Genomic DNA, 23,392 nt, shown 5'->3' with positions numbered 1-23,392 from the left:
CGCGGCGGCTACTCGGATTCCGGCGCGGCGGCGGCTCGTTGGATGAGAGCGGCGACCTCGGGCCCGTTGGTGAGCACTGGCATGTGTGAGCCGGTTTCGAGCGTTCTGGCCTCGCCGTGGCTCAGCTCCGCGAGTCGTTGGACCCAGTCGGCCGGTGAGATCAGGTCGTGCTTGCAGCGCACGATGACCACCGGTGCCTTCACCTGAGTGATCACAGCGGCCAGGTCGTGGTGTCTGGCGGCTTCTGCGGCCCGCGCGATCGTGGAGAACGTCGTACGGGCGTACTGCGGGGTGACTACCCGGATCAGCCTCGGCGACTCCGGTACGGCGGAGCCCACGAACCGGACCGCGCGATCCACCCAGCTCGACATCCGCACGTCTCCGGTCGGAGCCGCGAGTACGAGCGCGTGGACCAGTTCGGGGTGGGTGACCGCGGTCTCGACCACGACCTGGCAGCTGGCCGAGTGACCTACCAGGACGGACCGCTCCCGGATCTTGTCCGCGAGTGCGACGCCCAGCGCGCGCGGGTGGAGATCCTCGCGGTCGCCTGCTGGTTCGCCGTACCCGGGCAACGTGAGGACCTGGTACGGCGTGGTCAGGTGCTCGACCGTCTTGGCGTAGGACTCCGGCCCGAGGCCGAGGCCTGGGACCAGGACGACGGGTGCGTTCACTCCCAGGGCGCTTTGGCCGGCGGACCTTGGACGATCGGGTTGCGCACCTCGGGCTTCAGCTCACGCCACCCGAGCGCCAGGCCGGCGGCGAGGATCAGCAGGCCGAGACCACCCCAGCCGTACGCCGTGGGCAACCGGTCGACCGAGCCGTCGATCGCACCCAGGCCGGTGGTCAGGACCATGATCAGCCAGATCAGGATCGGGATCACGGAGACCGCAACCAGCAGCAGGCCACCGAGCTCGATCGGATCGGGTTGGCGACCGGCCTTGCGGCGTGCGAGCACGTCGCGGATCCACATCGCCAGCGCGGCCAAGCCGACCACCACGAGCAGCAGCTGGCCGATCGCGTCGATCACGTCGGTGCGGAGCGGGTGGTTGAGCGGTGAGCCGGGCGCCTGGGAGATGTCCCGGAGTGAGACCCGTTGAATGGTCAGGACCAGCAGTCCGTAGATCCCCGCGATCAGAGTGGCCAGTCCGACGACTCGAGCGGCGCGCGGGTCACGGGGTGCGACCAGCTCTTCACGACCGTACGTCGGCAGCTCGTGCTGCTGCGGGTGCACCGGAGCGCCGTACGGGCTGCCCTGCCGATACACCGGCGGCTGCGTGTAGCCCGGGCCGCCGTACTGGCCCGGCGCTTGCCCTTGCTGAGCCGGTTGAGGTGGTTGGCCCTGGGCCGGTTGACCTTGCGGCGCCTGCGGGCCATACGTGCCACCGCCGTACGGCGTAGGCCGCGCGTAGTACTGCTCGTCCCCGGACTGGTCAGGCTCATCCCCCCGGCCATACGTCGGAAAATCCTGCGACGACACCACTCCACCTCCCCTCGGACTCAGCCATGACCCTCGACCCTACCCACCCAGCACCCGCCCCGAAAGGGCAGCTCAGGCGGTGCGGGTGCGGAGGAACTTGCCGAAGTGGGGGACTGTGAAGGCTACGGTGCCTCGTTCGGCGGAGAAGACGAGGCCTTTCTTGATGAGGCCGTCTCGGGCTGGGGAGAGGGACTGGGGTTTGCGGCTCAGGGTGTTGGCTACTTCGGCGGTGGGGACGGAGCCGTCGTCCACGCCGATGCCCAGCTCGGCCATGGCTCGCATGTACTCGCGTTCGGCGGGGGTGGCGCGTTCGTACCTCGAACCGAAGAAGCCGACGGTCAGCTCCGCCGACGCCTCCGGAGCGGCCAGGGCGACGTCTTTGATGGTGATCGGGGACGTCGGCGCGTGGTCCCAGGTGGAGTGGGCGAAGGCCTGGACGAAGTACGGGTAGCCGTCGGTCTGGGCGTACAGCTCGTCCAGCGCCTCCTCGTCGTACTGGACGCCCTCGCTCTCCGCGGGGATCATCAGCGCGCGATCACACGCCTCCCGCGCCAACCGGTCGACGCGGATGTAGCGGAAGAGCCGCTCGGAGTACGACTTGCTCGCAGACAGTACAGCGGGCAGATGCGGCAGACCGGCACCCACAACGACCAGTGGCGCGCTCTGCTGCGAGATCTCGTGACAAGCGGCGCACAGCGCGGACAGGTCGTCCGCACTGATGTCCTGCATCTCGTCGATGAACAGTCCGACCCCAACGGACAGATCGCCGGCCAAATCAGCCGCATCGGCGAACAGCTCGATCAGATCCATCTCGAGGTCACCGGAGTCGGCTCGGCCCTTCGCAGCGGCCACGTCCAGCGGCGGATGCCACCGGATCCCCTTCCGGTCGTTCGCAGCGGTCCGCAACGCGAACGCCTTCAGTACGGCGCTGAACTCGTCGACCCGGTCGTCGTCGCGATGCCGGTGCCCAAGCTCCCGCATGGCGGTGTGCAGCGCCTGCGCGATCGGCAGCCGGATGCTCTGGTCCGGCCGGGCCTCGATCTTCCCGGTACCCCAGGCACGCTTGATCGCCTGACTACGCAAGGTGTTGAGCAGGACGGTCTTGCCGACGCCACGCAGTCCGGACAGCACCAGACTCCGCTCGGGCCGGCCCGCGGCGACGCGCTCGAGCACCACCTCGAACTGCCGCACCTCGGTGTCGCGACCGGCCAGCTCAGGCGGCCGCTGACCGGCGCCGGGCGCATAGGGATTCCGGATCGGATCCATGCTGTCACTGTATGAGCCCGTCTAGCGTTTTCCTTAGATTGACCTAGCCGGCGCGAGAGCGTGTCGCGATCGGTCTCTACAGCTTTCTAGTGAAAAGAGTAGAAAATGGTAGACAGCACGAGCGAGTGGTAGCGCACTATGGTTCCGGCATGCGGGTGGAGTGGGCCGAGCAGGCCGGAGCGCTGTACGAGCGGGTGCATCAGCAGTACGTCGGCGGTGCCCGCAAGCTGGAGTCCCTGATCGACGAGCTGATCGGCGACGAGGAAGGCATCAACTACCTCAGCGCGACCGCACGCGCCAAGGACCCCGAGTCCTTCCTGGTCAAGGCGGCCAAACCGCACCCCGACGACCCCACTCGGCCCAAGTACGACGATCCGCTCAACCAGATCACCGACCTGGTCGCGGCTCGGGTGATCACGTTCCTGGTCGAGGCGGTGGACCGGGTCTGCGAGGTGATCGAGGCGGAGTTCGACATCGTCGAGCACACGGACATGGGCGCGCACACCCGGGCGCAGGGCGTGTTCGGGTACGCGAGCAAGCACTACCTGGTCCGGCTGAACGCCCATCGCCGCGAGTTGCCGGAGTACGCCGTACTGAAGAACCTGACGATGGAGATCCAGGTGCGTACGGCGGTCCAGCACGCGTGGGCCGAGTTCGAGCACGACATCCGGTACAAGCTGGACATCCCGCCGGCCCGCAAGCCCGAGTTCGACCGGCGCTTCCTGCTCGCCGCGGCGCTGATGGAGTTGGCCGACAACGAGTTCACCGAGATCGACCGGCTCTACCGCGAGCTCGCCGCGGCCGAGCCGGACAAGACCCCCCGTGATCTGACGACGGCGACACTCACGTCGTACCTGACCCGTCGTTATCCCGACGCGCCCCACGCGAAGACCAACCACTACGCGTGGATCCTCGGCATCCTCGGCCGGCTCGGCATCAGTACCGAGGAGCAGCTCACCGAGCTCCTGACCGGTATCGACATGTCCGCGGTGCAGGCCGCGATGACCCATCGCTTCCCGGCCGGCACGGTACGACGCCTGGACGACGACCTCCTGGCCGCGAAGGGCACGGCGTACATCGACCTGTTCCCGGAGGAGGAGCGCCGGCAGAAGATCCTCCGCGGCCGCCTGAAAGCCCTCGGCCGAGCCGGCATCATCGAGCTTTGACGAGATCGTCTGCGACTGAGGATGCGGTACGACGTGCCCACGCGCTGGTCGTGATCAGTCCGAGGATCAGCACCAGTACGCCGGATCCCGCGATGATGAACCAGCTCAGCTGGGCCGCATGTACGAACCCGGTCTCCAACGGACCGACCAGGCGAGCGGTGAGGACCGTGCCGGCGATCGCGACGCCGAGGGACACGCCGACCTGACGGCTGGTCGACGCGATCGCGGCTGCGACCCCGGCCTGCGCGCGTGGCATGCCGGAAACCGCGGCGTTCGTGATCGGCGCGTTCAGCATGCCGAAACCGAGTCCGAAGACCAGATAGCTGACCAGCAACATCACAGTCGACGTGGAGTTGCCCAGGCGCGACAGCAACAGGCCAGCGACCGTGAGCATGCTTCCGGCGACAACCAACGGCAGTCGCGGGCCACGGTGGCCGACGAGCCAGCCTGAGATCGGTGCGAACACCACAGTCATCGCAGCCATCGGCAACGTGAGCAGACCGGCATGCAGTGCGGTGAACCCACGCACCGACTGCAGATACAGCGAATTCAGGAACAAGAACCCGGACAGCGCCGAGAACCCGCACACCGCGATCAAAGTCGCGCCCGAGAACGGCGCACTCCGAAAGAACCGTGGATCCAGCAGTGGCTCCGCACGGCGACGCTCGTACAGAACCAACGACACCAGCGCCACCGCGAACAGCACAAAGCACCCGATGATCAGCGGCGAGCCCCACCCGGCCGACCGGCCCTCGATGATCCCGTACGTCAGCCCACCGAGCAGCAGTACGACGAGGACCTGCGCCACCGGGTCGATCCGGCGCGGCACCGCCGCCCGCGACTCGGACACGAAGAACGCGGTCATCAGTACGGCGGCAATCGTCACCGGCACGTTGATCCAGAAGATGAACCGCCAGCCCACCGAGTCGACCAGCGCCCCACCGACGACCGGGCCGACGGCCAGGCTCAGCCCGACCACGCCACCCCAGACCCCGATCGCCTGGGCGCGCTCCCGCGGATCGGTGAACGTGTTGGTGATGATCGACATCGCGACCGGGTTCAGCATCGAGCCACCGATGGCCTGCACCATCCGGAACACGATCAGCAGGTCGATGGTCGGGGCGAAGCCACACAGCAGCGACCCGGCCCCGAAGATCAGCAGCCCGGCCTGGAAGGTCCGCCGGCGGCCGATCCGGTCAGCGGTCGAGCCGGAGACCATCAGCAGGCTCGCGAGCACCAGCGTGTACGCGTCGATCGTCCACTGCAGCTTCGACACCGAGGCGCCCAGCTCGGACCGGATCGCCGGCAGCGCCAGGTTCACGATCGTCGAGTCCAGGCCGACGATGAACAGGCTCGAGCAGCAGATCGCCAGGACCAGCAGCCGCCGCCTCCGCGTAGGCGCCTCCACCGGTCTCCTCTCGATCGCCCGCTTGAAAACTGTACTACCGCCTCGGGAAACGATTCCCCCGGGCTGGACACGGCCTGGACACGGCCTGGACGCAGGCCGGCGCTTCCGGCGTAAAACGGTTTGACGGAGTGTCGGAGGCGGCGCCTAGGCTTGATCTATTCGCCTGGTCAGGTGCCCCTCTTCACACCCCTTCTACGCCTCTTGTGAGACGTCATGTCTTTGCGCCTTGTCCCGTTCGCCGATCCGGGTGTGCCCGACACCCGGTCCGGTCTCCGACTCATCCTCTGGCTGGAGCATCAGCAGCTCCGCGGCCAGGCCGTCGCGGTCTTCTGGGGGATGCTCTTCTTCGGCGGTATCGCCGCTGCGCCGGTCGCCGTCGGTATCGCTGTCCAGGCGGCGATCGACAAGTCCTGGCCCAAGCTGATCCTGGCCGGTCTGCTGCTGCTCGCGTTCGGCGCGGCCAAGGCCGGTGCCGACTCGTTCTTCCACAAGGCGGTCGTGACCAACTGGATCAGTACGGCGTCACGCCTGCAGCAGTTGCTGTTCCGCAAGGCCGCTGACCTCGGCTCGCTGCTGACCCGGCGGATCGCCGCCGGTGAGGTCGTGGCCGTGAGCAGCAGCGACGTGGAGAAGATCGGCTGGTTCGTCGAGGTGGTCGGCCGGTTCACGGCCGCGCTGCTGACCTGCTTCGCGGTGGTCGTCGGCCTGCTGTTCTACGAACCGCAGCTCGGCCTGGTGGTCCTGGTCGCCGTTCCGGTGCTGGCGTTCTCGATCGTGCCGCTGATGGGTCCCGCCGAGCGTCGCGCCGACGTTCAGCGGGCCAAGGGCGGCCGGGCCACCGAGCTCGCCGCCGACACCGTTGCCGGGCTGCGCGTACTGCGCGGCATCGGCGGTGAGCAACTGTTCCTGGACCGCTACCGCACGGCCTCGCAGGAGTACCGGGCCAGCGCGGTCCGGAGCGCCCGGATGTGGTCGCTGATCTCGGCGATGCAGGTGTTGATGTTCGGCGTGTTCCTGGTCGTGATCGTGTGGCTGGGTGTCCGGCTGGTGCTGTCGGGCCGGATCACGGTCGGCGAGCTCGTCACGACGTACGGGTTCGTCACGTTCATGCTGGTGCCGTTGCAGACGTTCGAGGAGACGGCGAGCGCGTTCATCTTCTCGAAGGTGTCGGCGCGCCGGGCTGCCCGGGTGCTGTCGCTGCAGCGGACCGACGAAACCAAGGCGACCGGAGCGGCTCAGCTGCCCGACGGTGACCTGGATGACCCGGTCTCCGGCCTGCATGTCCCGGCCGGCAGCTTCACCGCAGTGGTCTGCGGCGACCCGGATGCTGGCGGCCGACTGGCTGACCGGCTGGGCGGTCACAGTCCGGCCGCTGAGGCCGAAGACGCCTCGGTGTTGCTCGGTGGGGTGGCACTGGACGATCTCCCGCTGGACTCGGCCCGGACTGTCGTGCTCGTACAGGACAAAGACCCGGTGCTGTTGTCGGGGACAGTCCGCGAGCTGTTCGACGTGCCTGCGAGTGGTCAGGTCTCTCCGGAGACCGCGCTCGACGCAGCACAGTGCGCGGACATTCTCGACGTACTGCGGCAGACCCTGCCGGATGGTGTGTCAGATCCGATGCAGGCGCTGCTGACCGAGCGGGGACGATCCCTGTCCGGTGGTCAGCGACAGCGGGTGGCGTTGGCGCGTTCGCTGTACGTCGACCCGTCCGTGCTGGTGCTGGATGAGCCGACCAGTGCGGTCGACGCGCACACCGAGGCCCGGATCGCCGACGGTCTGGTGCTGCTGCGAGCCGGCAAGACCACTGTGGTGTTCACGTCCAGCCCGCTGATGCTCGATCGCGCGGAGCGGGTCGTGTTCGTGCCGGACGGGCGAGTCGATGCCGTCGGCACCCACCACGAGCTGGTGCACACCAACCCGCGCTACCGCGCGACCGTCACCCGTGAAGACGAACCAACTCTCGAGGAGTCGCTGTGAAGCGCCCTGTGTACGACCCGGCTGCCCCGCAGGAAGCTGCTCGGCTGCCGGTGGCAGGCAGCGCAACCGTGCGTGCCTACATCAAAACGCTGTTCCAGCGGCACCGCCGCAAGTTCCTCTGGCTGACGCTGGTGAACGCGGTAGCCGCGCTGAGCGGCATGGTCGGCCCCTGGCTGCTCGGCAATGTGGTCGAGACGCTGTCCCAGGGCCGCACCGACGTGAAGCTGCCGTCCGTCGTGATCGGGTTCGTCTGTGCGCTCGCCGTGCAGACGGTGTTCGTCCGGCTGACCAGGCTGCGCGGCGCAGTGCTCGGCGAGGAGATGCTCGCCGACCTGCGGGAGGACTTCCTGGTCCGTGCGGTCGGCCTGCCGCCAGGTGTGCTGGAGCGGGCCGGGACAGGTGACCTGCTGTCCCGGATCACCACGGACATCGACCGGCTCTCGCACGCCATGCGCGACGCCGTGCCGCAGCTGACCATCGCCGTGATCTGGGCCGGGCTGCTGATCGGCGCACTGATCGTGACCGCGCCCGCGCTGGCGGTGGCCGTGGTGATCGCGACGCCGATCCTGATCATCGGTGGCCGGTGGTACTTCCGGCGTGCGCCTTCGGCGTACCGATCGGAGGCCGCCGGGTATGCCGCGGTGGCGTCCGGGCTGGCCGAGACGGTCGACGCCGGCCGGACCGTCGAGTCGCACCGGCTCGGCAACCGCCGGATCAAGCTGGGCGACACCCGGATCGGTCAGTGGGTCGCCTGGGAGCGCTACACCCTGTATCTGCGGATGATCCTGTTCCCGGTGATCAACATGACCCACACCGTCGCACTGGCCGCCGTGCTGGTCTTCGGCGGCGGCATGGCCATCCAGGGCTGGATCACCGTCGGTGCACTCACCACGGGTGCGCTGTACATCCAGATGCTGGTCGAGCCGGTCAACATGATGATCCGCTGGTACGACGAGCTCCAGGTCGCCCAGGTGTCACTGGCCCGGCTGGTCGGCGTCCGTGAGGTCGAAGAGGCTGCTGTCGACGGAGGTGCCGAGCCGGACGGCCGGACCGTGAACGCCGACGACGTGCGATTCGGCTATCTGGAGGGGCGCGACGTGCTGCACGGTGTCACCCTGACCGTGCAGCCGGGTGCGCGCGTAGCGCTCGTCGGTCCTTCTGGAGCAGGGAAATCGACGCTCGGCCGGCTGCTGGCAGGCATCTACTCACCGCGGGTCGGTGACATCACCCTGGGTGGTGCAGCCCTCGACGAGATGTCAGCAGAGCAGGTCCGGAGTCACGTTGCGCTGGTGAACCAGGAGCACCACGTGTTCGTGGGCAGCGTTCGCGACAACCTGCGGCTCGCACGGTCCGAGGCGACCGATGCGGACCTGTGGGCAGCGCTGCGATCGGTTGACGCCGATGGTTGGGTCGCCGGGTTCGACAACGGGCTGGACACCGAGGTCGGTTCCGGTGGGGTCTCGCTGACGCCGGCACAGGCGCAGCAGGTCGCACTGGCCAGGCTGGTGCTGGCGGACCCGCACACGCTGGTCCTGGACGAGGCGACCTCGTTGATGGACCCGCGGGCCGCTCGGCACCTGGAGCGCTCGTTGGCAGGCGTCCTCGAAGGCCGGACCGTGGTGGCGATCGCACACCGGTTGCACACCGCCCACGACGCGGACGTGATCGCGGTGGTCGAGGACGGCAAGATCGTCGAGCTGGGCGGCCACGACGAGCTGGTCGATGCTCAGGGCCCCTACGCGGCGCTCTGGCACTCCTGGCACGGTGACCGCTAAAAGCTAAGGGAAAGGGTTGGGGTCGGGAACAAAGGTGTGAGGGTGGTGGCGGTCGCGTCCAGGCGGACCGGCAGCCCCAGCGGTACGGCGAGGTTGGGCGTCTCGTGTCCGACCGCCACCCCCTCCACCATCGGTACGCCGAGTGGCTCGAGCCGCTCCCGGATCACCTCGCCGATCTGATCGTCTCGACTACCGAAGTCACCGACCACTACACCGGTGACCTGATCGAACCACCCGGACCGCAGCAGCTGCGTGAGCAACCGGTCCACCCGATACGGGTATTCATTGGTGTCTTCCAGTACGACGATCCCGTCCGGCCGCACGTGCGTCGGCGTACCGACGCTCGATGCCAGCAGCGCAAGGTTGCCGCCACTCAGGACACCTTCGGCGACACCCTCGACGACTGTGCGACCGCCGCGAGGGGCGAGCAGATCCTTGACGCTCTCCGGCTCGAACAGCAACGCCCGCAGCCGTTCGCGGCCGTCCGCGTCACCCAACTGCTCCACACCGGACGCCACCGGACCAAGGATCGTGACCAGGCCGCGAGCGTTCAGCGGTTCGTGCAGCGCGGTGATGTCGCTGAACCCGATGAACCACTTCGGCACCGCGGCCAGCGCATCAAGGTCGACGTACTCGATCATCCGCTGCACACCGACTCCACCACGGGCGGAGAACACCGCCGCGAACTGCGGGTCCAGCCAAGCGTTCCGGAGATCCTCGGCCCGCGCCTTGTCGTCGGCCGGCAGGTACGGCAGCCGCTCGTGCTGGGTCAGCACCGACGGCATGAGCTCGACGTCGAGCCCCCACCCCTTCAGGTGCTCGACCCCAACCTCCAGCCGCTCGGCCTCCACCCGCCCCGACGGCGCCACCACAGCAACCCGATCCCCGGCCACCAATCGGCGCGGCACCCTCAGCTCATCCACCGGCCAGACGCTACCCCCGCAGACGTGTGCAGCACGACTCCTACCAATCCACCGTGACCGTGGTGCTCTTCGAGACCCCGTTGACGGTGACGCCCAGCTGGACGGTTCCGGGGCGCAGTGCGGTGAGTTGACCCGTTGCCGGGTCGTACGACGCAACCGACCAGAACGGCGCGGTCCGGGCCGAGCCGATGTGGAGCGACGACGAACCCCACCAGTCCGACGACACCGGGAACGCCACTGGGACGTGTCGCCCGTCCTGGATGACTGTGGCCGCCACCGTGCCGGTCTGGCCACGCTGGAGTGACGTCGGCGCGGCGAGCTCGAGCGAGTCCACATGCGGCCGGAGCTCCACCTGGAACCATGAGCGCTCAGGCGCCGACCACGAGCGCTCACCGGCCGGAGCCGCGATGGCCTTCGGGTCGATCCCGACGAGAGCCCAACCGGTGAAGCCACCCGCGTCCGGAGCGGCGGCCGGGCTCTTACCCGAGTTGCCGGTCAGCGGCAGCAGGACGCCGTCGGTCCGGGTCGCTGCGAAGGTGCCCGCGTGCGCCGCCATGTACGCCGCACCCTTACCGGTCGAGGCCCGGAAGTCGGCCAGCCACTTGACGATCATCGCGGCTTCCTTGCGGTCACCCAGCTGCGAGTTCTGCGTCGGCGACGGATCGTCGATCGGGTGGTGCGCCATCACCACGACGTTCTTGATGGTCCGGTCGGTCGCCGCGGAGTCCAACTGCTTGCGCAGGTCGAGGATCTGGTCGAATCCACCGGCCCGCAGCGACCCCAGCGACGAGTCACGCAGGATGAACCGCGTGCCCTTGTGGTCGAACGTGCTGGTCGGTGAGCCGAACACCTTGGTCCACTCCGACAGGTCACTCGGCCCGTACGTCTCATGGTTACCCGGCACGTAGTGCACCGGCACCTTGCCCGCGACCTCTTCGTCGATGATCTGTTTGGCCAGCGCGATATCAGGCCCGAACGCACGGTCGACGAAGTCGCCGTTGATCACCAGGAAGTCCGGATTCTGTGCGAGCGCCTCGCGGATCGTCCGCCGCGCCTGCTTCACGTAGTCCGAGTTCGGGTCGTCGGCGGTGAACTGCGCGTCCGACATCACCGCGAACCGCCACCGACCGCTGCCGGTCACCGTTCCGTCCGTCACGACCATCGGGTCGATCACCTTCGCCGGCGGGGCAACCGTCACCGGCGGCGCACTCCGCACGGTCAGGTCGTCGATGATCATCCGGCCCGAGTACTGCCGCGTCGGGACGGTCTCCACGACATAGATCCGCCAGAACCGCAGCGGCATCGTCAACCCCGGTGGGATGGCGGCCTCGACGTACTTCCAGCCGGTCCAGTCCACCGCCGCCGCGAGGTTGAGTGTCTGCGCAGTCCCGCCGGCCGCGTCGTACGCGTTCGCCCGCAGCCACGCGCCCTTGCCGTCGCCGTAGACCCACGCGCCCAGCTTCTGCGGCTGTCCGGGCAGCGTCTGCTGCGGAGTCTGGGAGAGGTACGCCGCCCTCGTCGCCGTACTGCCCGTGAGTGAGTAGTCGAGCGCGATCGCCTGACCACCGTCGTGCCCAACGGCTGCAGACCGTGACGCCGTCGCAGCACCGACCGGTACGGCGTTCGCCGCCCACTTGGTCACATCGTCCAGCTCGTCCACGACTGTGCTCGCCAGGCCGGAGGTGACACTGAGTTGGGTGCTCAGGGCACCGACCTTGGCCGTGATCACGGTCGAGACCGCGTCGTTGCTCAGCACGTTGACGTCAAAGCCGTTGCCTCGCGCAACCACCTTCACGGCGGCCGGATCGTAGGTCAGCTCGACGTCGCGCGGTTCGATCCAGGTGGAGAAGCCGTCGGCGTCGTACCCGTCGATCTCGAAGAAACCCTTGGAGGATGCGTCGGACAGGGACACCTGCCGGGTCGAGGGTGCGAGGCGAGTCGGGGTACCGAGGACTGTCATCGGGAATCTCCCGTTCGCCGAACCGCGTGCTGCCGTGACCACGACGTCGCCGGCCTTGCGGCCCGTCACCACACCGTGCTGATCGACGCGGACATTGCTGCCGGCGTGCCAGGACGGCGTACCGGAGGCGGGCGCGTAGGTCTCGTCGTACCCGGTGGCGGTGAGGACGCGGCTGAGACCGGTCAGGACGCGGGAGCTGCGGGACAGGTCGCTGTCCGGGCTCTCGGCCGCAGTGCCGACCGCTTCGACGCGGTAGCCCTTCAGTCGACCGGATCCCTTGACGGGCACGAGGCCGACGCCGTTCGGGATCAGTCGTTCGTTGCCGTCGGACGGGTCGTTCACGACCTGCGGCGCCGCCTCGCCGGGAGTCCGGGCCAGCATCGTGGACGAGCCGCCGCCATCCAGGTTGAGCGCATCGTCGGCGCCGAGGCCGATCATCAGCTCACCCATCTCCTTGAGCGACAATCCGCGCGAACCGGTCGCCCGGCCGTCGACCGTCAGCAGGATCATCCGGCTGCCGTCGGCGTCGAACCCGATCGCGGTCCGCGGCGCGAGGTCGGCGTCCGGTACGTCGGCCGGCACCTTGCCGTCCTTCGCGAGCTGGGTGTTGCCGCTGATGCCGACCGCGACGTTCGCCGCGTCGGGGCGCAGGCCGTACTGCACCTCGACCTTGTCACCGACCTGGAAAGCGGTGAGTGCGTCGGCCCCGGCCTCGCGACCGATCAACGCCTGCTCGTTCGCGGCCAGTGGGGTGGCCGCCGGAGTGGTGGCGGAGGACACGACCACGCCATCGCGGAGGATCACCTCGCGCACGGTCGGCAGGCCGTCGACGGTCCTGGTCCGGGCGACGTCACCCCATTGCGGGGTGTAGAGGCCGATGCCGCCCGAGTTGACGCTCGGCGAGTTGAGGTTGGTGAGCTCGAGCTTGGTCGGGCCGTCGGTCGCCGTACCTTGCAGGAAGAGCTGCGCGATCGCGCCGAGACCGTTCGTGCCGATCACCGCGGTGTCGTTGTGGCCTGCGGCCGGCGCGTTGATCAGCTGCCCGGTCCGCTCCACGCCGACGCCGAGCGGCGCGGTGGTGTCGTTGATGTCGAAGAAGTCGCCGTTGACACCGGCGATCGCGCCCTTGCGCGCCAACTGCTGGCTGAGTGGCTGGCCGCCGGAGACCTTGCCGGTATTGACGTAGTCGACGGTGACCCCGTACTTGTCCAGATCGGTCGTGAGGATGTCGCCGCGCTGCCAGCCTTTGGGATCAAGGCGTTCGAACGAGGTGTAGTTGACGCCCGGCGCGACCGGGCTGTCCGCTCGGCTGGTCAGTACGCCGTTCCCGGCGATGCCCGCATCGGGGATGCTCCCGCTCGGCGCGGGATGTGCGACGGCTGGGCCGACCAGGGCACCGGCGAACAGGCCGCCGGCCCCGATGGCAGCGGTCAGCGGACGGAGTAGCGACACAGGAGCCTCCCCAACGGAACGGTCGCGCGCACGACCGGTGACAAACTAACCTCTCCAGCGGGGAACCGGAAGGTCTTTCACCTGCTGTTCAGCGAGGTTGGCTCAGCTCCGGTTGGCTCAGCTCCGGTTGGCTCAGCTGCGGTTGGCTCAGCCCCGGTTGGCGAAGCCGGTCTCGTACGCGACCACGACGGCCTGCACCCGGTCCCGGACCCCGAGTTTGGTCAGCACCCGGGCGACATGCGTCTTGACCGTGGTCTCGGCGACCACGAGCTCCGCCGCGATCTCGGCGTTCGAGAGTCCGCGAGCGATCAACCGCAGTACGTCGAGTTCACGGTCGGTCAACGCGGTGAGCTCCGACGGCAGCGCGGTCGGCTCGGTCGGCACGACGAACTGCTCGACCAGCCGACGGGTGATCGCCGGCTCGATCAGCGAGTCGCCGGTGGCCGCGGCGCGGACGGCCGCGATCAGGCGGGTCGACGGGGAGTCCTTGAGCAGAAACCCGGCCGCACCAGCGCGCAAGGCCCGGTAGACGTACTCGTTCTGGTCGAACGTCGTCAGCACGATGATCGTCGGTGGGTTCGGGTGCCGGCGGATCTCCTCGGTCGCGGACAGCCCGTCGAGCTCGGGCATCCGGATGTCCATCAGGATCACGTCCGGCTCGACCAGCTGGGACTGCCGGATCGCCGCCGTACCGGTGTCGGCCTCGGCGACCACCTCGATGTCGCCCTCGGCCTCCAGGATCACCCGGAAGCCGGTACGCACGAGGGTCTGGTCGTCGGCGACGAGCACGCGGATCACACGGTGATTGTGCCCTCATCCGGACGGCGACCGCGTCATCCTCACGGAGGACGGCCGGTCCCGAGAATCGTCCTTGCGCCAGACGAGGACGACGTACGCCGAAATCTACCTTCGCTGCATGGGTCATCCGGGCCCGCAGCGAAAGGACAGTCCGATGAACGAGATCTTCAAGGGAATCCGGCCCCTCGACTACGTATTGGCCGGCGTACTGACCGCAGTGGGTGTGTTCCTGATGGTCGAGAACACGTCCGCCGGGTCGAGCTCAGACCTCGCCCACCCGCTCTCGACGACCACCTGGGCGATGATTCCGGCGTTCCTGCTGGTCACGCTGCCGATCCTGTGGCGGCGGACCAACATCCTCGGGGTCATCGGAGTCACCACCGTCACCACACTGGCCCACGTCCTCGCGTTCGGCTGGGTCACCCGGTGCGGCGTGGTCCTCCCGCTGGCATTCGCCCTCGCGTACGGCGTCGCCCGGTTCGCCGGCGCCCGTCTGAACCACGTGATCGGGCTGGCCGGCATCGTCGTACTCCTGGTCGTGATGCTGGCCAGGGACGCGTCGATCGACACGATCTGGAACGGCCTGATGGTTGCCCTTCCGGGCACTGCACTCTTCTACGGCATCGGTCTGCTCGTGCAGAATCGAGTCACCAAGCAGTCCGCGAGCCTGGCGTCGGCCGACCAGCGCCTGGCCGCCTGAGCGATTGCTGCGAGTAGGAGCCTGCGATGAATGCGATCCAGCAGCAGACGAGTCGCGGTATGCAGTCGAGTCGACGGATCAAGCCTGTCGACTGGCTCCTTGCGGGCGGGCTCACCGCGCTCGGTGTGGCGCTGATGCTGGAGAACGTGAACATGCCGGATGCCGAGGTGAGCAAGGCCATCGCGGAGGGGTCGATGGCTCACGCGATGAGCTCGCACTCGGTCTGGATGATCCCGGTGTTCGCGGGGGCCACGATTCCGGTGCTCTGGTGGCGGCGAGGCATCCTCGCCGTCACCGGTGTCTCGATCGCGGTGATGGTGTTGCACGACGTCCTGTTCGGGTGGGTGACCCGCTGCGGTGCGGGCCTCCCACTCGTCTTCGTGCTGACGTTCCTCGGGGCGCTGACGGTCAAGCGGGCCGCGGCGTGGATCGTCTGCGGGCTCAGCGTCGTACTGACCAGCGTCGTGTTGGTGGTCGACGCGACCACCGGCCCGACCGTCATCGCGCTGGCCGCGCCGGTCGTTCTGATCGTGTTCGCGGTTGGCCTGGCGGCTCGGCATCGCAGCGCGATGAACCAGGAATTGGCGATCCGCGAGGAGGAGCTGCGGCAATTGCGGGACGAGCGTGCTGCTCTCGAGGTTGCGGACGACCGGGCTCGGCTGTCCCAGCAGCTTGACGGGTTGTTGCAAGACCGGCTTGGTGAGTTGACGACGGCGGCGGAGTCGGCAGACGGTCTGCCGCCGGCTGAGGCCAAGGCGGTGCTGGAGTCGATCGAGTCCGGCAGTCGGCAGACGCTCGACGACATGCGGGAGATCGTTGGCCTGCTGCGTGGTGACGATGTGGCGTTGGCGCCGACGCCGACAGTCGCACACCTCGATACCTTGCTCGCCCGGCTGCGGACGGCTCACTCGCGGTTGAGCGTGACGGGGGATCCGCGCGCACTGCCGGCGACTGTCGAGCTTTCGGCGTACCGGATCGTCGAGCACCTCATCACCGCGCTCGCCGATCAGGCTGATGCTCCGATCGAGGTCGCGGTGCGGTTCGAGGCGGACGCTCTCGAGATCCGGGTGAACGGGCAGGTGGGTGAGAGCGCCGACCTGAAGGCGGCCGTCGTACGGGCGAAGGAGCGGGCCCGGTTGCTCGGGGGTTCGCTCGAGGTGAAGGTCAGCAAGGGCCGGGCCGGGGCCGTCGCGCAACTACCGGTTGTCGGCTGATCCGAGGTGACGGCCGTGCGGAGGCTCGAGCAGGTGGGGATCGCGGTGACGGTTGCCGCCGCGGTCGCGGTGCCAACTGCGGTGCACGGCTGGCCTACGACCCTGCTCGGCAACGTCTTCACGGCAATGCTGATGTGCTGCGGGCTCACGCTGATCTGGTGGCGGACCCATCCACGGATCGTCGCGCTGCTCGGCGGTCTGTTCCTGCTGGTCCCGGCGATCCTCGGCAACTACGGGTGGTTTCCGGACACCACGTTCGCCATCGTTGCGCTGCTGACGGTGGTGGCCGCGCTGGGGTGGTCCGGCCGTGCGGCCTGGGTGGTTGCGGTGGGGCTGGTCGTGTATCTGTCGGTGCTGTGGTGGGTTCTCGGCGACACCAGTGAGGTTGCGCTGGTGATGTTCAGCGTGCCCAGCTTCCTGGCCGGCACCGTCTTACGGCTTCGTCGTGAGGCGGCCCTCGAGCTCGCGCGCAGGGGACGCGAGCTCGAGGAGGAACGCGAGCTGTTCGCGGAACTCGCCGTACGGCACGAGCGGACCCGGATCGCGTCCGAGCTGCACGACATCGTCGGGCACGCGATCAGCGTGATGGTGATCCAGGCCGCGGCCGGGCAGCGGTTGATCGATCGCGATCCGGTCAAGGCGCAGCAGGTCTTCTCGGGGATCGCGGAGTCGGCGCGGCAGGGTCAGGACGACCTGCAGCGGCTCGTCGAGTTGCTCGGCGGGACCGAGGTGAGCGGGCCGGATCTGTCGCTGATCGACGAGGTGGTGACGCGGGCCGCTCGGGGCGGACTCGATGTGTCGTGCCGCTTCGAAGGCGAACGCGACGGCCTGGCCGCACCGACGGCCCACGTCGCCTTCCGCGTAGTGCAGGAGAGCCTGACGAACGCATTACGGTACGCGCCGGGAGCCGCCGTACGAGTCCTGGTCAACGGCGCCGGCCGCAGCCTCACCGTCAGCGTCGAAAACGACCACGCAAGCCGCGAACACCCCCGCCTGTCCGGCACCGGCCGCGGCCTCATCGGCCTCCGAGAACGCATCCAAGAACAAGGCGGTCGACTGGTCGCCGGCCCGATCCCCGGCGGCGGCTGGCGAGTAGAAGTAACCCTGCCAACCCCCAAACGCCGAGCCCACCGCCCCTGACCCCCGCTTCCTCACCCACCCCCCTGACCCCCGCCACTCACCCCGTCCCCCGCCGATCCACAGTTTCAGGGGCCGGCCCCTGAAACTGTGGGTGGCCCGCTCGTATGCCGGTGCGCAACCCACCATTTCAGGGGCCGACCCCTGAAATGGTTCCGGGGAGCGGGGGGCGTACCGCGGGGGGTGGGGTGGGGTGGGGTGGGGTGTTAGTTGGTGCTTACTGGGCGGCCGGCGGTTTGCCAGGCGTGCATGCCGCCGTCGAGGTTGATGGCTTCGCGGCCGACGGTGTTGAGGAACTGGGTGGCCATGCTGGAGCGGCCGCCGACGGCGCAGACGCAGAGGATCTTCTGGTCCAGTGGCACCTCGCCGACCCGCTCCTGCAGCTGACCGAGCGGGATGTGGTTGGCACCGTCGATGTGCCCGCGGTCCCACTCGTCCGGCTCGCGGACGTCGAGCACGAACGCCTCCGCCAGCAACGCGTCGTCGAGCTCGGCCACGACGACCGACGGGATGTCCTGATTCTGAGCCATGTGACAAGCATGTCAGATGACCGGGCGGCCATCATGCACACCGTTCACCCGCGCTACCAGCGGTCTTACTTCAAGAGCTTCGACAGGCGCCGGTCGGCCAGCGGCTTGCCGCCGGTCTGGCAGGTCGCGCAGTACTGCAACGAGGAGTCGGCGAAGCTCACTTCACGGACGATGTCCCCGCAGATCGGGCACTTCTGGCCGGTCCGGCCGTGCACCCGCAGCCCGGACTTCTTCTCCGACTTCAGGTCCTGAACGGCGAGGCCGGCCGAGCGATTCACCGCGTCCTGGAGGGTCTCGCGCATGGCGTCGTACAGGATCTTCAGCTCGTCGGCGGACAGGTTCGACGCGGGTTTGAACGGGCTCATCTTCGCGACGTGCAGGATCTCGTCGGAGTAGGCGTTGCCGATGCCGGCGATGACCGACTGGTTCCGCAGCACGCCCTTGAGCTGGACCCGGCCCTCGCGCTTGAGGATGTCGCCGAACTCCTCGAGCGTCAGCGTGAACGGATCCGGCCCGAGCCTGGCGATCCCGGGGACCTCGGCGGGATCGCGCACCACGTAGACCGCGAGCTTCTTCTGCGTGCCGGCCTCGGTCAGGTCGAACCCGGAGCCGTCGTCCAGCACGGTCCGCAGCGCGATCGGGCCCTTCCCCGGCCGCACCAGCGTGGTGGACTGCTCCTCTTTCCACCGCAGCCACCCGGCGCGGGCCAGGTGGATCACCAGGTGCACGCCCTGCGCGGAGATGTCCAGGAACTTGCCGTGCCGCTGCACATCGTCGATCAGCAGCCCGACCATCGCCGAGATCGGCGGATCGTACGTCTTCAACGCACTGATCGCGGTGATATCGGCGCGCACGAACGCCCGGCCGACGGCTCGCTCCCGCAGGAACACCGCCAGCGACTCCACCTCCGGCAACTCAGGCACCCACCTAGTGTGCCTGACGCCAGGGACAGTTCGGGAGGATCACCCATGGAGGCTGGTTGACCGAACGGCTACCGTCGGTAGGAACACAGAGGAGGTCCCCCCATGGGATTCGTCAAGACGTTGGTGAAGGGCGCCGTCGTCGCCACAGTGGCTCGGGTCGCGCAGCGTGAGCTGAGCAAGCCGGAGAACCAGCGGAAGATCAAGGAAGCCTTCCAGAAGGTCCAGCAGCGGCGCGCAGCTCACTAGTTCGGCCTGTGTGCCTGCGGCGTGTAGGTGGAAGGAAGGTCCAGCAGCGGCGCGCAGCTCACTAGTCGCCGCACTAGAGCGGCTTGTGCGCCTGCAGCGTGTAGGTGGCTGGTAGACGTTCCGGGTTGTCGGTGAGACGCCACTCACCGGCAGCATCCTCGGTCATCAGGCCGGGGAGGGCGTTCCACGGCGCGCTGTCGTGCTCGGCGAGCGACCCGAAGGTCAGACCGGCGGTCTGGAGCGCGGTGATGATCTCGGCCAGACCATGGTTCCACTCGTGGCTGAGGTTCTCGGTGAAGACGACGTCGGTGTCGACGTATGTCCCACCGGCGTCGAACACGATGCCCGCCTCGGTCTCGAAGTACGGGTACTTCAGCAGCGGACCGGCATCGGTCTCGCCCAGCGCCCACAGCATCGGGTGACCTTCGCGGATGAAGAGCCGTCCACCGGGCTTCAACAGCCCGGCGACGGTGTGCGCCCACCGCTGGATGTCGGGGAGCCAACAGATCGCACCGATCCCGGTGTAGACCAGGTCGTACGACGAAGCACCCAGCGTCTCGACCGCGTCGTACGCATCGGCGACGTGGAAGTCCACGGTCAACCCGAGCCTGTCCGCGAGTGCCTGCGCCTGCTCGATCGCGGGTGGCGAGAAGTCCAGGCCGCTCATCTTGGCGCCCAACCGCGCGAGCGAGACCGTGTCCGTGCCGATGTGGCACTGAAGGTGCACCCCACGCAACCCCGTGATGTCACCCAGCAGTGGAGCGTCGAACCGCACGACCCCACTGAGGAACGCCGGGTCCTCCTCGAAGGACGCCACCTGATAGCCCGGGGACGCCACGTGCGCAGGCACGCGCTCGTCCCAGCTGGCCCGATTCACTTCCCGGTAATCCGCCACCTCCGAACTGTCCCACGCCTGGTCCGCCGAGCGCCTGCCCTTTTGCCCTCAGGGGCAGTGGCGGTAGTTGGGGGGTAGAGCAAACTCCACCCTGAGGGAGGTGGCAGCGCGACTGTGCGCGGGAGCCTGCGCTGATGTGCTGGAGCACATGAGCCAGGTATTGAATCGGGCGCGGATCCACGACATCGACGCGCTGCGCGGTTTCGCCCTCCTGGGCATCCTGATCGTCAACATCACCTTCGCCGCCTCCGGCTATCCGATCCACGTCGCCGAGGACCCGGCGTACTCGTCGGGGCTCGACCACGCGGTGACCTGGTTGGGCGCGGCGTTCGTCGACATGAAGTTCTACCTGATGTTCTCGTTCCTGTTCGGCTACAGCTTCCAGTTGCAGATGGAGGCGGCGCAGCGGGCCGGAGCGGCCTTCAAACCACGCATGCTGCGGCGGCTGGCCGGCCTGTTCGTGATCGGCGGTCTGCACGCGATCTTCCTGACCACCGGGGACATCCTCAGCGTCTATGCGCTGATCGGCCTTGTTTTGCTGGCGATGCGGCGAGTGAAGGACCGGACCGCGCTGATCGCCGCCGGCGCGATTTACGTCTACCTGTTCGTCACGCTGGCCGCTGCGGCGATGTTCGTCGACACCTCGGCGATCCTCGACCCCACTTCGGCGGTCGCGGCCGCACAGCAGACTGCTACGAACCTGGCCGGCTCGTTCGGCGACATCATCGGTGAACACCTCCGCGCGCTGCCGACGTTCGGCCTGGCTCAGCTCACAGTGCAAGGCCCGACCACACTGGCCGTCTTCCTACTCGGCATGGTGGCCGGTCGGCGCCGGCTGCTCGCCAACCTCACCGGCCGCGAGGCAGTCCTGCGGCTGATGCAGCTGGTTGGCTTCCCGATCGGCATCGTCGGCGGGGTCATCTACGCATCCACGGGCGGTAACAACGACACAGGCGCCGTGCTGATCAGTGTGATGACCGCGCCGTTCCTAAGTGCGGCGTACGTCGCGACCGTGCTGCGGATCATGCACTCCGACCGAGGACAGGACGTACGGCGCCTCTTGGCTCCGGCCGGACGGATGGCCCTGTCCAACTACCTCGGTCAGTCGGTCGCAATGATGCTGATCTTCACCGGCGTCGGCCTTGGCCTCGTGGGTCAGGTGTCGCCCTTGGAGACCACTGGCATCGCGGTCGGGGTCTTCGCCCTGCAGGTGCTGCTGAGTCACATTTGGCTGGCCCGCTTCGGCTACGGCCCGGTCGAAGGTGTCCTGCGCGCAGTCACCAACGCCGCTGCTCCCACCTGGAAGCGGAAGCTCGCCAGCGCCTGACCGACGCACGCGAGCGGATATCCCTACCCCTGCAGGGATATCCGCTCGGGTGGTTCAGGCTGCGTGGCGGCCGTGGTGAAGCCGGGCGAGTCGGATCGAGTGAACGGTCGCGGTGGTCCCGGCGGGCTTGTGGTTGAAGGGCTCGGCCGACGCGCCAAGGGCGAGCAGGTCGAGCTTGGTCCGGGCCACGTCGCGGTCGTCAGCCACCCAGCTGCCGTCCCGACCGGTGCTGAGACCGGTGGAATTGCGCCTGTTGCTGATCTCCAGAGCCGCGATCACGGCCAGTATGAGGACTACGAAAACGATGTATCCGGTCATGGCAGTAATCATGCTACCAATCAGATACAGCCACCACTGGCACTATTGACATACTTCCACAAATTCCTGCCATACTGTTCGCATGCTGCAGAAGATCGCGGTGGTCCTGATGGAGGACGTCGCCCTGTTCGAGTTCGGGGTGCTGTCGGAGGTGTTCGGGATCGACCGGACCGACGACGGTGTGCCCGCGTTCGATTTCAAGGTGTGCTCGACCCGCCCGGGAGAACCCCTGCGGACGAGCAGCCACTCCCACGTCGTCGCGCCGTACGGGCTGGAAGAGCTCGAGACCGCCGACCTGATCGGCGTCCCGGCGACCACCTGGCGGGACGCGTACGACGAACGCATCCTGGCCGCGCTGCGCAAGGCCGAGGCCCGCGGCGCGATCCTGCTGACGGTCTGCTCCGGCGCCTTCGTGCTGGCCGCAGCCGGACTGCTCGACGGACGGCCGTGTACGACGCACTGGCGGTACGTGAAGCTGTTCAACGAGCTGTACCCGACCGCCAAGCTGGATGCGGACGTGTTGTTCGTCGACGACGGCAACATCATCACGAGCGCCGGCACCGCGGCCGGTATCGACGCCTGCCTGCACCTGGTCCGCCGCGAGCTCGGTAGCGCGGTCGCCACCCGCATCGCCCGGCGGATGGTGGTCCCACCGCAGCGCGACGGCGGCCAACGCCAGTACGTCGAGGTCCCGGTCCCGGAGTCGTCCGGCGAGAGCCTGCAGCCGGTGCTCGACTGGATGGTCGACAACCTGACCATCGAGCACACCGTGCCGGCGCTGGCCCGGCGCGCGCAGATGTCGGAGCGGACGTTCGCCCGGCGCTTCGTCGCCGAGACCGGGACGACTCCGCTGAAGTGGGTCACCACCCAGCGGGTGCTGCGCGCACGGACGCTCCTCGAGCAGACCCGGATGGGTATCGAGCAGATCGCCTCCGAGTCAGGGTTCGGTACGGCGGCACTGCTGCGACACCACTTCCGCCGCGTCGTCGGCGTACCCCCGCAGGACTACCGCCGGACGTTCCAGACTGCCGGCTAATACTTGACAGCGGATACTCTCGGCCTAATACTCGATTTCGAGTACTTGAGATCGAGGAGGATCGCCATGGCCAAGCGGAAGGTCGCGAATCCGCTGGCGTTCGCCGTGCTCGGCTGCTTGAGCGAGCGGTCGATGCACCCGTACGAGATCTCCACGATGCTCCGGTCCCGCGGCAAGGACGGGAGCATCAAGGTCAACTACGGCTCGCTCTACTCGGTCGTCGCCGCACTGGAGAAGAACGGCTTCATCGAGGCGATGGAGACCGTCCGCGAGGGCAACCGCCCCGAGCGGACGATCTATCGGATCACCGAGGCCGGCAAGGCCGAGTTCACCGACTGGCTGACCGAGCTGGTCGGGACGCCGTCGCGCGAGTTCCACCCGCTGGAGGCCGGTCTTTCCTACCTCGCCGGCCTGTCGCCCGACCGGACGGTCGAGCTGCTGGAGCAGCGGGCGAAGGCTGTCGACGCGGAGATCGAGCAGATCAGCGCGATGCACGAGCACATGGCGTCGATGGAGTTCCCCAGGATCTTCTGGGTGGAGTCGGAGTTCCGGCTCGCGTTGCTGCAGGCGGAGTCGGCGTACGTCCATCAACTGACCGAGGAGATCCGCGCGGACTCCCTCGGTGGGTCCGCGTTCTGGCGCAAGGCGTGGAAGCTCTTCGAGGCGGAGGGCATCACGCCGAGCGAGCAGCTCAAGGACCCGGTCAAGTATTTCGGTACGGAGTTCGCCTGGATGAAGGCGGTCCCACCGGAAGCCCGATAAGTACGGCCCTCGACCCACGGTGCGGCAACACCAGGGTCAAGGGCCGCGGTTCCTCGAGTCGGTCCGAAGACCTGGCACCCAAGGCGCACTCATCAGGATAGC

At 68.1% G+C, this 23,392-nt stretch carries 21 protein-coding genes; 10 read left to right on the top strand and 11 right to left on the bottom strand.

Annotated features, from left to right (window positions below; genetic code table 11):
• Positions 1–8: 8 nt before the first annotated feature.
• From ACWF4Z_RS31490 to ACWF4Z_RS31480, 3 genes are all read right to left on the bottom strand, one after another.
• Positions 9–671, bottom strand: a complete 663-nt coding sequence (locus ACWF4Z_RS31490; protein WP_452246809.1) for an alpha/beta fold hydrolase — start codon at positions 669–671, stop codon at positions 9–11.
• On the bottom strand, positions 668–1,477 hold the full coding sequence (locus ACWF4Z_RS31485; RefSeq protein WP_452246808.1) for a hypothetical protein: 810 nt from the start codon (positions 1,475–1,477) through the stop codon (positions 668–670). The genes ACWF4Z_RS31490 and ACWF4Z_RS31485 overlap by 4 nt, the downstream gene beginning before the upstream one ends.
• A 72-nt stretch (positions 1,478–1,549) precedes the next feature.
• Entirely contained in the window at positions 1,550–2,743 is a 1,194-nt protein-coding gene (locus ACWF4Z_RS31480) for an ATP-binding protein (RefSeq protein WP_452246807.1), read from the bottom strand.
• A gap of 149 nt (positions 2,744–2,892) precedes the next feature.
• On the opposite strand from ACWF4Z_RS31480, the gene ACWF4Z_RS31475 reads away from it, so the two are divergent.
• Positions 2,893–3,909 carry a GTP pyrophosphokinase gene (locus tag ACWF4Z_RS31475; RefSeq protein WP_452246806.1) on the top strand — a complete coding sequence of 339 codons (1,017 nt, stop codon included), beginning with the start codon at positions 2,893–2,895 and terminating at the stop codon, positions 3,907–3,909.
• Here ACWF4Z_RS31475 and ACWF4Z_RS31470 read toward each other — a convergent pair.
• Positions 3,896–5,317, bottom strand: coding sequence for an MFS transporter (locus ACWF4Z_RS31470; RefSeq protein WP_452246805.1), 1,422 nt, complete (start codon positions 5,315–5,317; stop codon positions 3,896–3,898). The genes ACWF4Z_RS31475 and ACWF4Z_RS31470 overlap by 14 nt on opposite strands.
• 213 nt (positions 5,318–5,530) lie before the next feature.
• Here ACWF4Z_RS31470 and ACWF4Z_RS31465 point away from each other — a divergent pair, with 213 nt between their 5' ends.
• Both ACWF4Z_RS31465 and ACWF4Z_RS31460 read left to right on the top strand, forming a co-directional pair.
• A complete protein-coding gene (locus ACWF4Z_RS31465) occupies positions 5,531–7,294 on the top strand; it encodes an ABC transporter transmembrane domain-containing protein (protein ID WP_452246804.1) in 1,764 nt (587 codons plus the stop codon).
• The gene (locus ACWF4Z_RS31460) at positions 7,291–9,069 is read left to right on the top strand and encodes an ABC transporter ATP-binding protein (protein ID WP_452246803.1); all 1,779 of its coding nucleotides are present in this window, start codon (positions 7,291–7,293) and stop codon (positions 9,067–9,069) included. Before ACWF4Z_RS31465 ends, ACWF4Z_RS31460 begins: the two co-directional genes overlap by 4 nt.
• On the opposite strand, the gene ACWF4Z_RS31455 is transcribed toward ACWF4Z_RS31460, so the two are convergent.
• The 3 genes from ACWF4Z_RS31455 to ACWF4Z_RS31445 form a co-directional block, all read right to left on the bottom strand.
• The gene (locus ACWF4Z_RS31455; RefSeq protein ID WP_452246802.1) at positions 9,066–9,992 is read right to left on the bottom strand and encodes a S66 peptidase family protein; all 927 of its coding nucleotides are present in this window, start codon (positions 9,990–9,992) and stop codon (positions 9,066–9,068) included. The two genes, ACWF4Z_RS31460 and ACWF4Z_RS31455, sit on opposite strands and share 4 nt — an antisense overlap.
• Positions 9,993–10,032: 40 nt before the next feature.
• Positions 10,033–13,404 carry a phosphodiester glycosidase family protein gene (locus tag ACWF4Z_RS31450; RefSeq protein WP_452246801.1) on the bottom strand — a complete coding sequence of 1,124 codons (3,372 nt, stop codon included), beginning with the start codon at positions 13,402–13,404 and terminating at the stop codon, positions 10,033–10,035.
• Positions 13,405–13,551: 147 nt separating this feature from the next.
• The gene (locus ACWF4Z_RS31445; RefSeq protein ID WP_452246800.1) at positions 13,552–14,202 is read right to left on the bottom strand and encodes a response regulator; all 651 of its coding nucleotides are present in this window, start codon (positions 14,200–14,202) and stop codon (positions 13,552–13,554) included.
• 154 nt (positions 14,203–14,356) lie between these two features.
• Here ACWF4Z_RS31445 and ACWF4Z_RS31440 point away from each other — a divergent pair, with 154 nt between their 5' ends.
• The 3 genes from ACWF4Z_RS31440 to ACWF4Z_RS31430 are packed head-to-tail and all read left to right on the top strand — an operon-like array spanning position 14,357 to position 17,256.
• Positions 14,357–14,902, top strand: a complete 546-nt coding sequence (locus ACWF4Z_RS31440) for a hypothetical protein (RefSeq protein WP_452246799.1) — start codon at positions 14,357–14,359, stop codon at positions 14,900–14,902.
• A 26-nt stretch (positions 14,903–14,928) separates the two neighbouring features.
• Positions 14,929–16,116, top strand: coding sequence for a sensor histidine kinase (locus ACWF4Z_RS31435; protein WP_452246798.1), 1,188 nt, complete (start codon positions 14,929–14,931; stop codon positions 16,114–16,116).
• Between the two features lie 15 nt (positions 16,117–16,131).
• On the top strand, positions 16,132–17,256 hold the full coding sequence (locus tag ACWF4Z_RS31430; protein WP_452246797.1) for a sensor histidine kinase: 1,125 nt from the start codon (positions 16,132–16,134) through the stop codon (positions 17,254–17,256).
• Positions 17,257–17,459: 203 nt separating this feature from the next.
• On the opposite strand, the gene ACWF4Z_RS31425 is transcribed toward ACWF4Z_RS31430, so the two are convergent.
• A complete protein-coding gene (locus tag ACWF4Z_RS31425; protein WP_452246796.1) occupies positions 17,460–17,783 on the bottom strand; it encodes a rhodanese-like domain-containing protein in 324 nt (107 codons plus the stop codon).
• Positions 17,784–17,848: 65 nt separating this feature from the next.
• Positions 17,849–18,706: a DNA-formamidopyrimidine glycosylase family protein gene (locus ACWF4Z_RS31420; RefSeq protein WP_452246795.1), complete on the bottom strand. Its 858-nt coding sequence runs from the start codon at positions 18,704–18,706 to the stop codon at positions 17,849–17,851.
• Positions 18,707–18,808: 102 nt separating this feature from the next.
• Between ACWF4Z_RS31420 and ACWF4Z_RS31415 the strand changes: the two genes are divergently transcribed.
• Positions 18,809–18,952, top strand: a complete 144-nt coding sequence (locus tag ACWF4Z_RS31415) for a hypothetical protein (protein ID WP_452246794.1) — start codon at positions 18,809–18,811, stop codon at positions 18,950–18,952.
• A 73-nt stretch (positions 18,953–19,025) separates the two neighbouring features.
• Here the strand turns inward: ACWF4Z_RS31415 and ACWF4Z_RS31410 are convergent, their stop codons facing one another.
• Positions 19,026–19,847: a class I SAM-dependent methyltransferase gene (locus ACWF4Z_RS31410; protein WP_452246793.1), complete on the bottom strand. Its 822-nt coding sequence runs from the start codon at positions 19,845–19,847 to the stop codon at positions 19,026–19,028.
• A 100-nt stretch (positions 19,848–19,947) separates the two neighbouring features.
• Here ACWF4Z_RS31410 and ACWF4Z_RS31405 point away from each other — a divergent pair, with 100 nt between their 5' ends.
• A complete protein-coding gene (locus ACWF4Z_RS31405) occupies positions 19,948–21,174 on the top strand; it encodes a DUF418 domain-containing protein (RefSeq protein ID WP_452246792.1) in 1,227 nt (408 codons plus the stop codon).
• Positions 21,175–21,228: 54 nt separating this feature from the next.
• Here the strand turns inward: ACWF4Z_RS31405 and ACWF4Z_RS31400 are convergent, their stop codons facing one another.
• Positions 21,229–21,492 carry a hypothetical protein gene (locus ACWF4Z_RS31400; RefSeq protein ID WP_452246791.1) on the bottom strand — a complete coding sequence of 88 codons (264 nt, stop codon included), beginning with the start codon at positions 21,490–21,492 and terminating at the stop codon, positions 21,229–21,231.
• A gap of 82 nt (positions 21,493–21,574) precedes the next feature.
• Here ACWF4Z_RS31400 and ACWF4Z_RS31395 point away from each other — a divergent pair, with 82 nt between their 5' ends.
• The gene (locus ACWF4Z_RS31395; RefSeq protein ID WP_452246790.1) at positions 21,575–22,528 is read left to right on the top strand and encodes a helix-turn-helix domain-containing protein; all 954 of its coding nucleotides are present in this window, start codon (positions 21,575–21,577) and stop codon (positions 22,526–22,528) included.
• 66 nt (positions 22,529–22,594) lie between these two features.
• Positions 22,595–23,290 carry a PadR family transcriptional regulator gene (locus ACWF4Z_RS31390; RefSeq protein WP_452246789.1) on the top strand — a complete coding sequence of 232 codons (696 nt, stop codon included), beginning with the start codon at positions 22,595–22,597 and terminating at the stop codon, positions 23,288–23,290.
• The last annotated feature ends 102 nt before the right edge of the window (positions 23,291–23,392 follow it).

The sequence above is a fragment of the Kribbella sp. NPDC055071 genome (assembly GCF_053608045.1).
This window is presented reverse-complemented; position numbering and strand designations above follow the sequence as displayed.

Excerpts from the sequence above, each read along its gene's own strand:
- ACWF4Z_RS31395 (WP_452246790.1), top strand. The coding sequence starts at position 21,575 with ATGCTGCAGAAGATCGCGGTGGTCCTGATGGAGGACGTCGCCCTGTTC.
- ACWF4Z_RS31435 (WP_452246798.1), top strand. The coding sequence starts at position 14,929 with ATGAATGCGATCCAGCAGCAGACGAGTCGCGGTATGCAGTCGAGTCGA.
- ACWF4Z_RS31465 (WP_452246804.1), top strand. The coding sequence starts at position 5,531 with ATGTCTTTGCGCCTTGTCCCGTTCGCCGATCCGGGTGTGCCCGACACC.
- ACWF4Z_RS31480 (WP_452246807.1), bottom strand. The coding sequence starts at position 2,743 with ATGGATCCGATCCGGAATCCCTATGCGCCCGGCGCCGGTCAGCGGCCG.
- ACWF4Z_RS31415 (WP_452246794.1), top strand. The coding sequence starts at position 18,809 with ATGGGATTCGTCAAGACGTTGGTGAAGGGCGCCGTCGTCGCCACAGTG.
- ACWF4Z_RS31425 (WP_452246796.1), bottom strand. The coding sequence starts at position 17,783 with ATGGCTCAGAATCAGGACATCCCGTCGGTCGTCGTGGCCGAGCTCGAC.
- ACWF4Z_RS31475 (WP_452246806.1), top strand. The coding sequence starts at position 2,893 with ATGCGGGTGGAGTGGGCCGAGCAGGCCGGAGCGCTGTACGAGCGGGTG.
- ACWF4Z_RS31390 (WP_452246789.1), top strand. The coding sequence starts at position 22,595 with ATGGCCAAGCGGAAGGTCGCGAATCCGCTGGCGTTCGCCGTGCTCGGC.
- ACWF4Z_RS31400 (WP_452246791.1), bottom strand. The coding sequence starts at position 21,492 with ATGACCGGATACATCGTTTTCGTAGTCCTCATACTGGCCGTGATCGCG.
- ACWF4Z_RS31440 (WP_452246799.1), top strand. The coding sequence starts at position 14,357 with ATGAACGAGATCTTCAAGGGAATCCGGCCCCTCGACTACGTATTGGCC.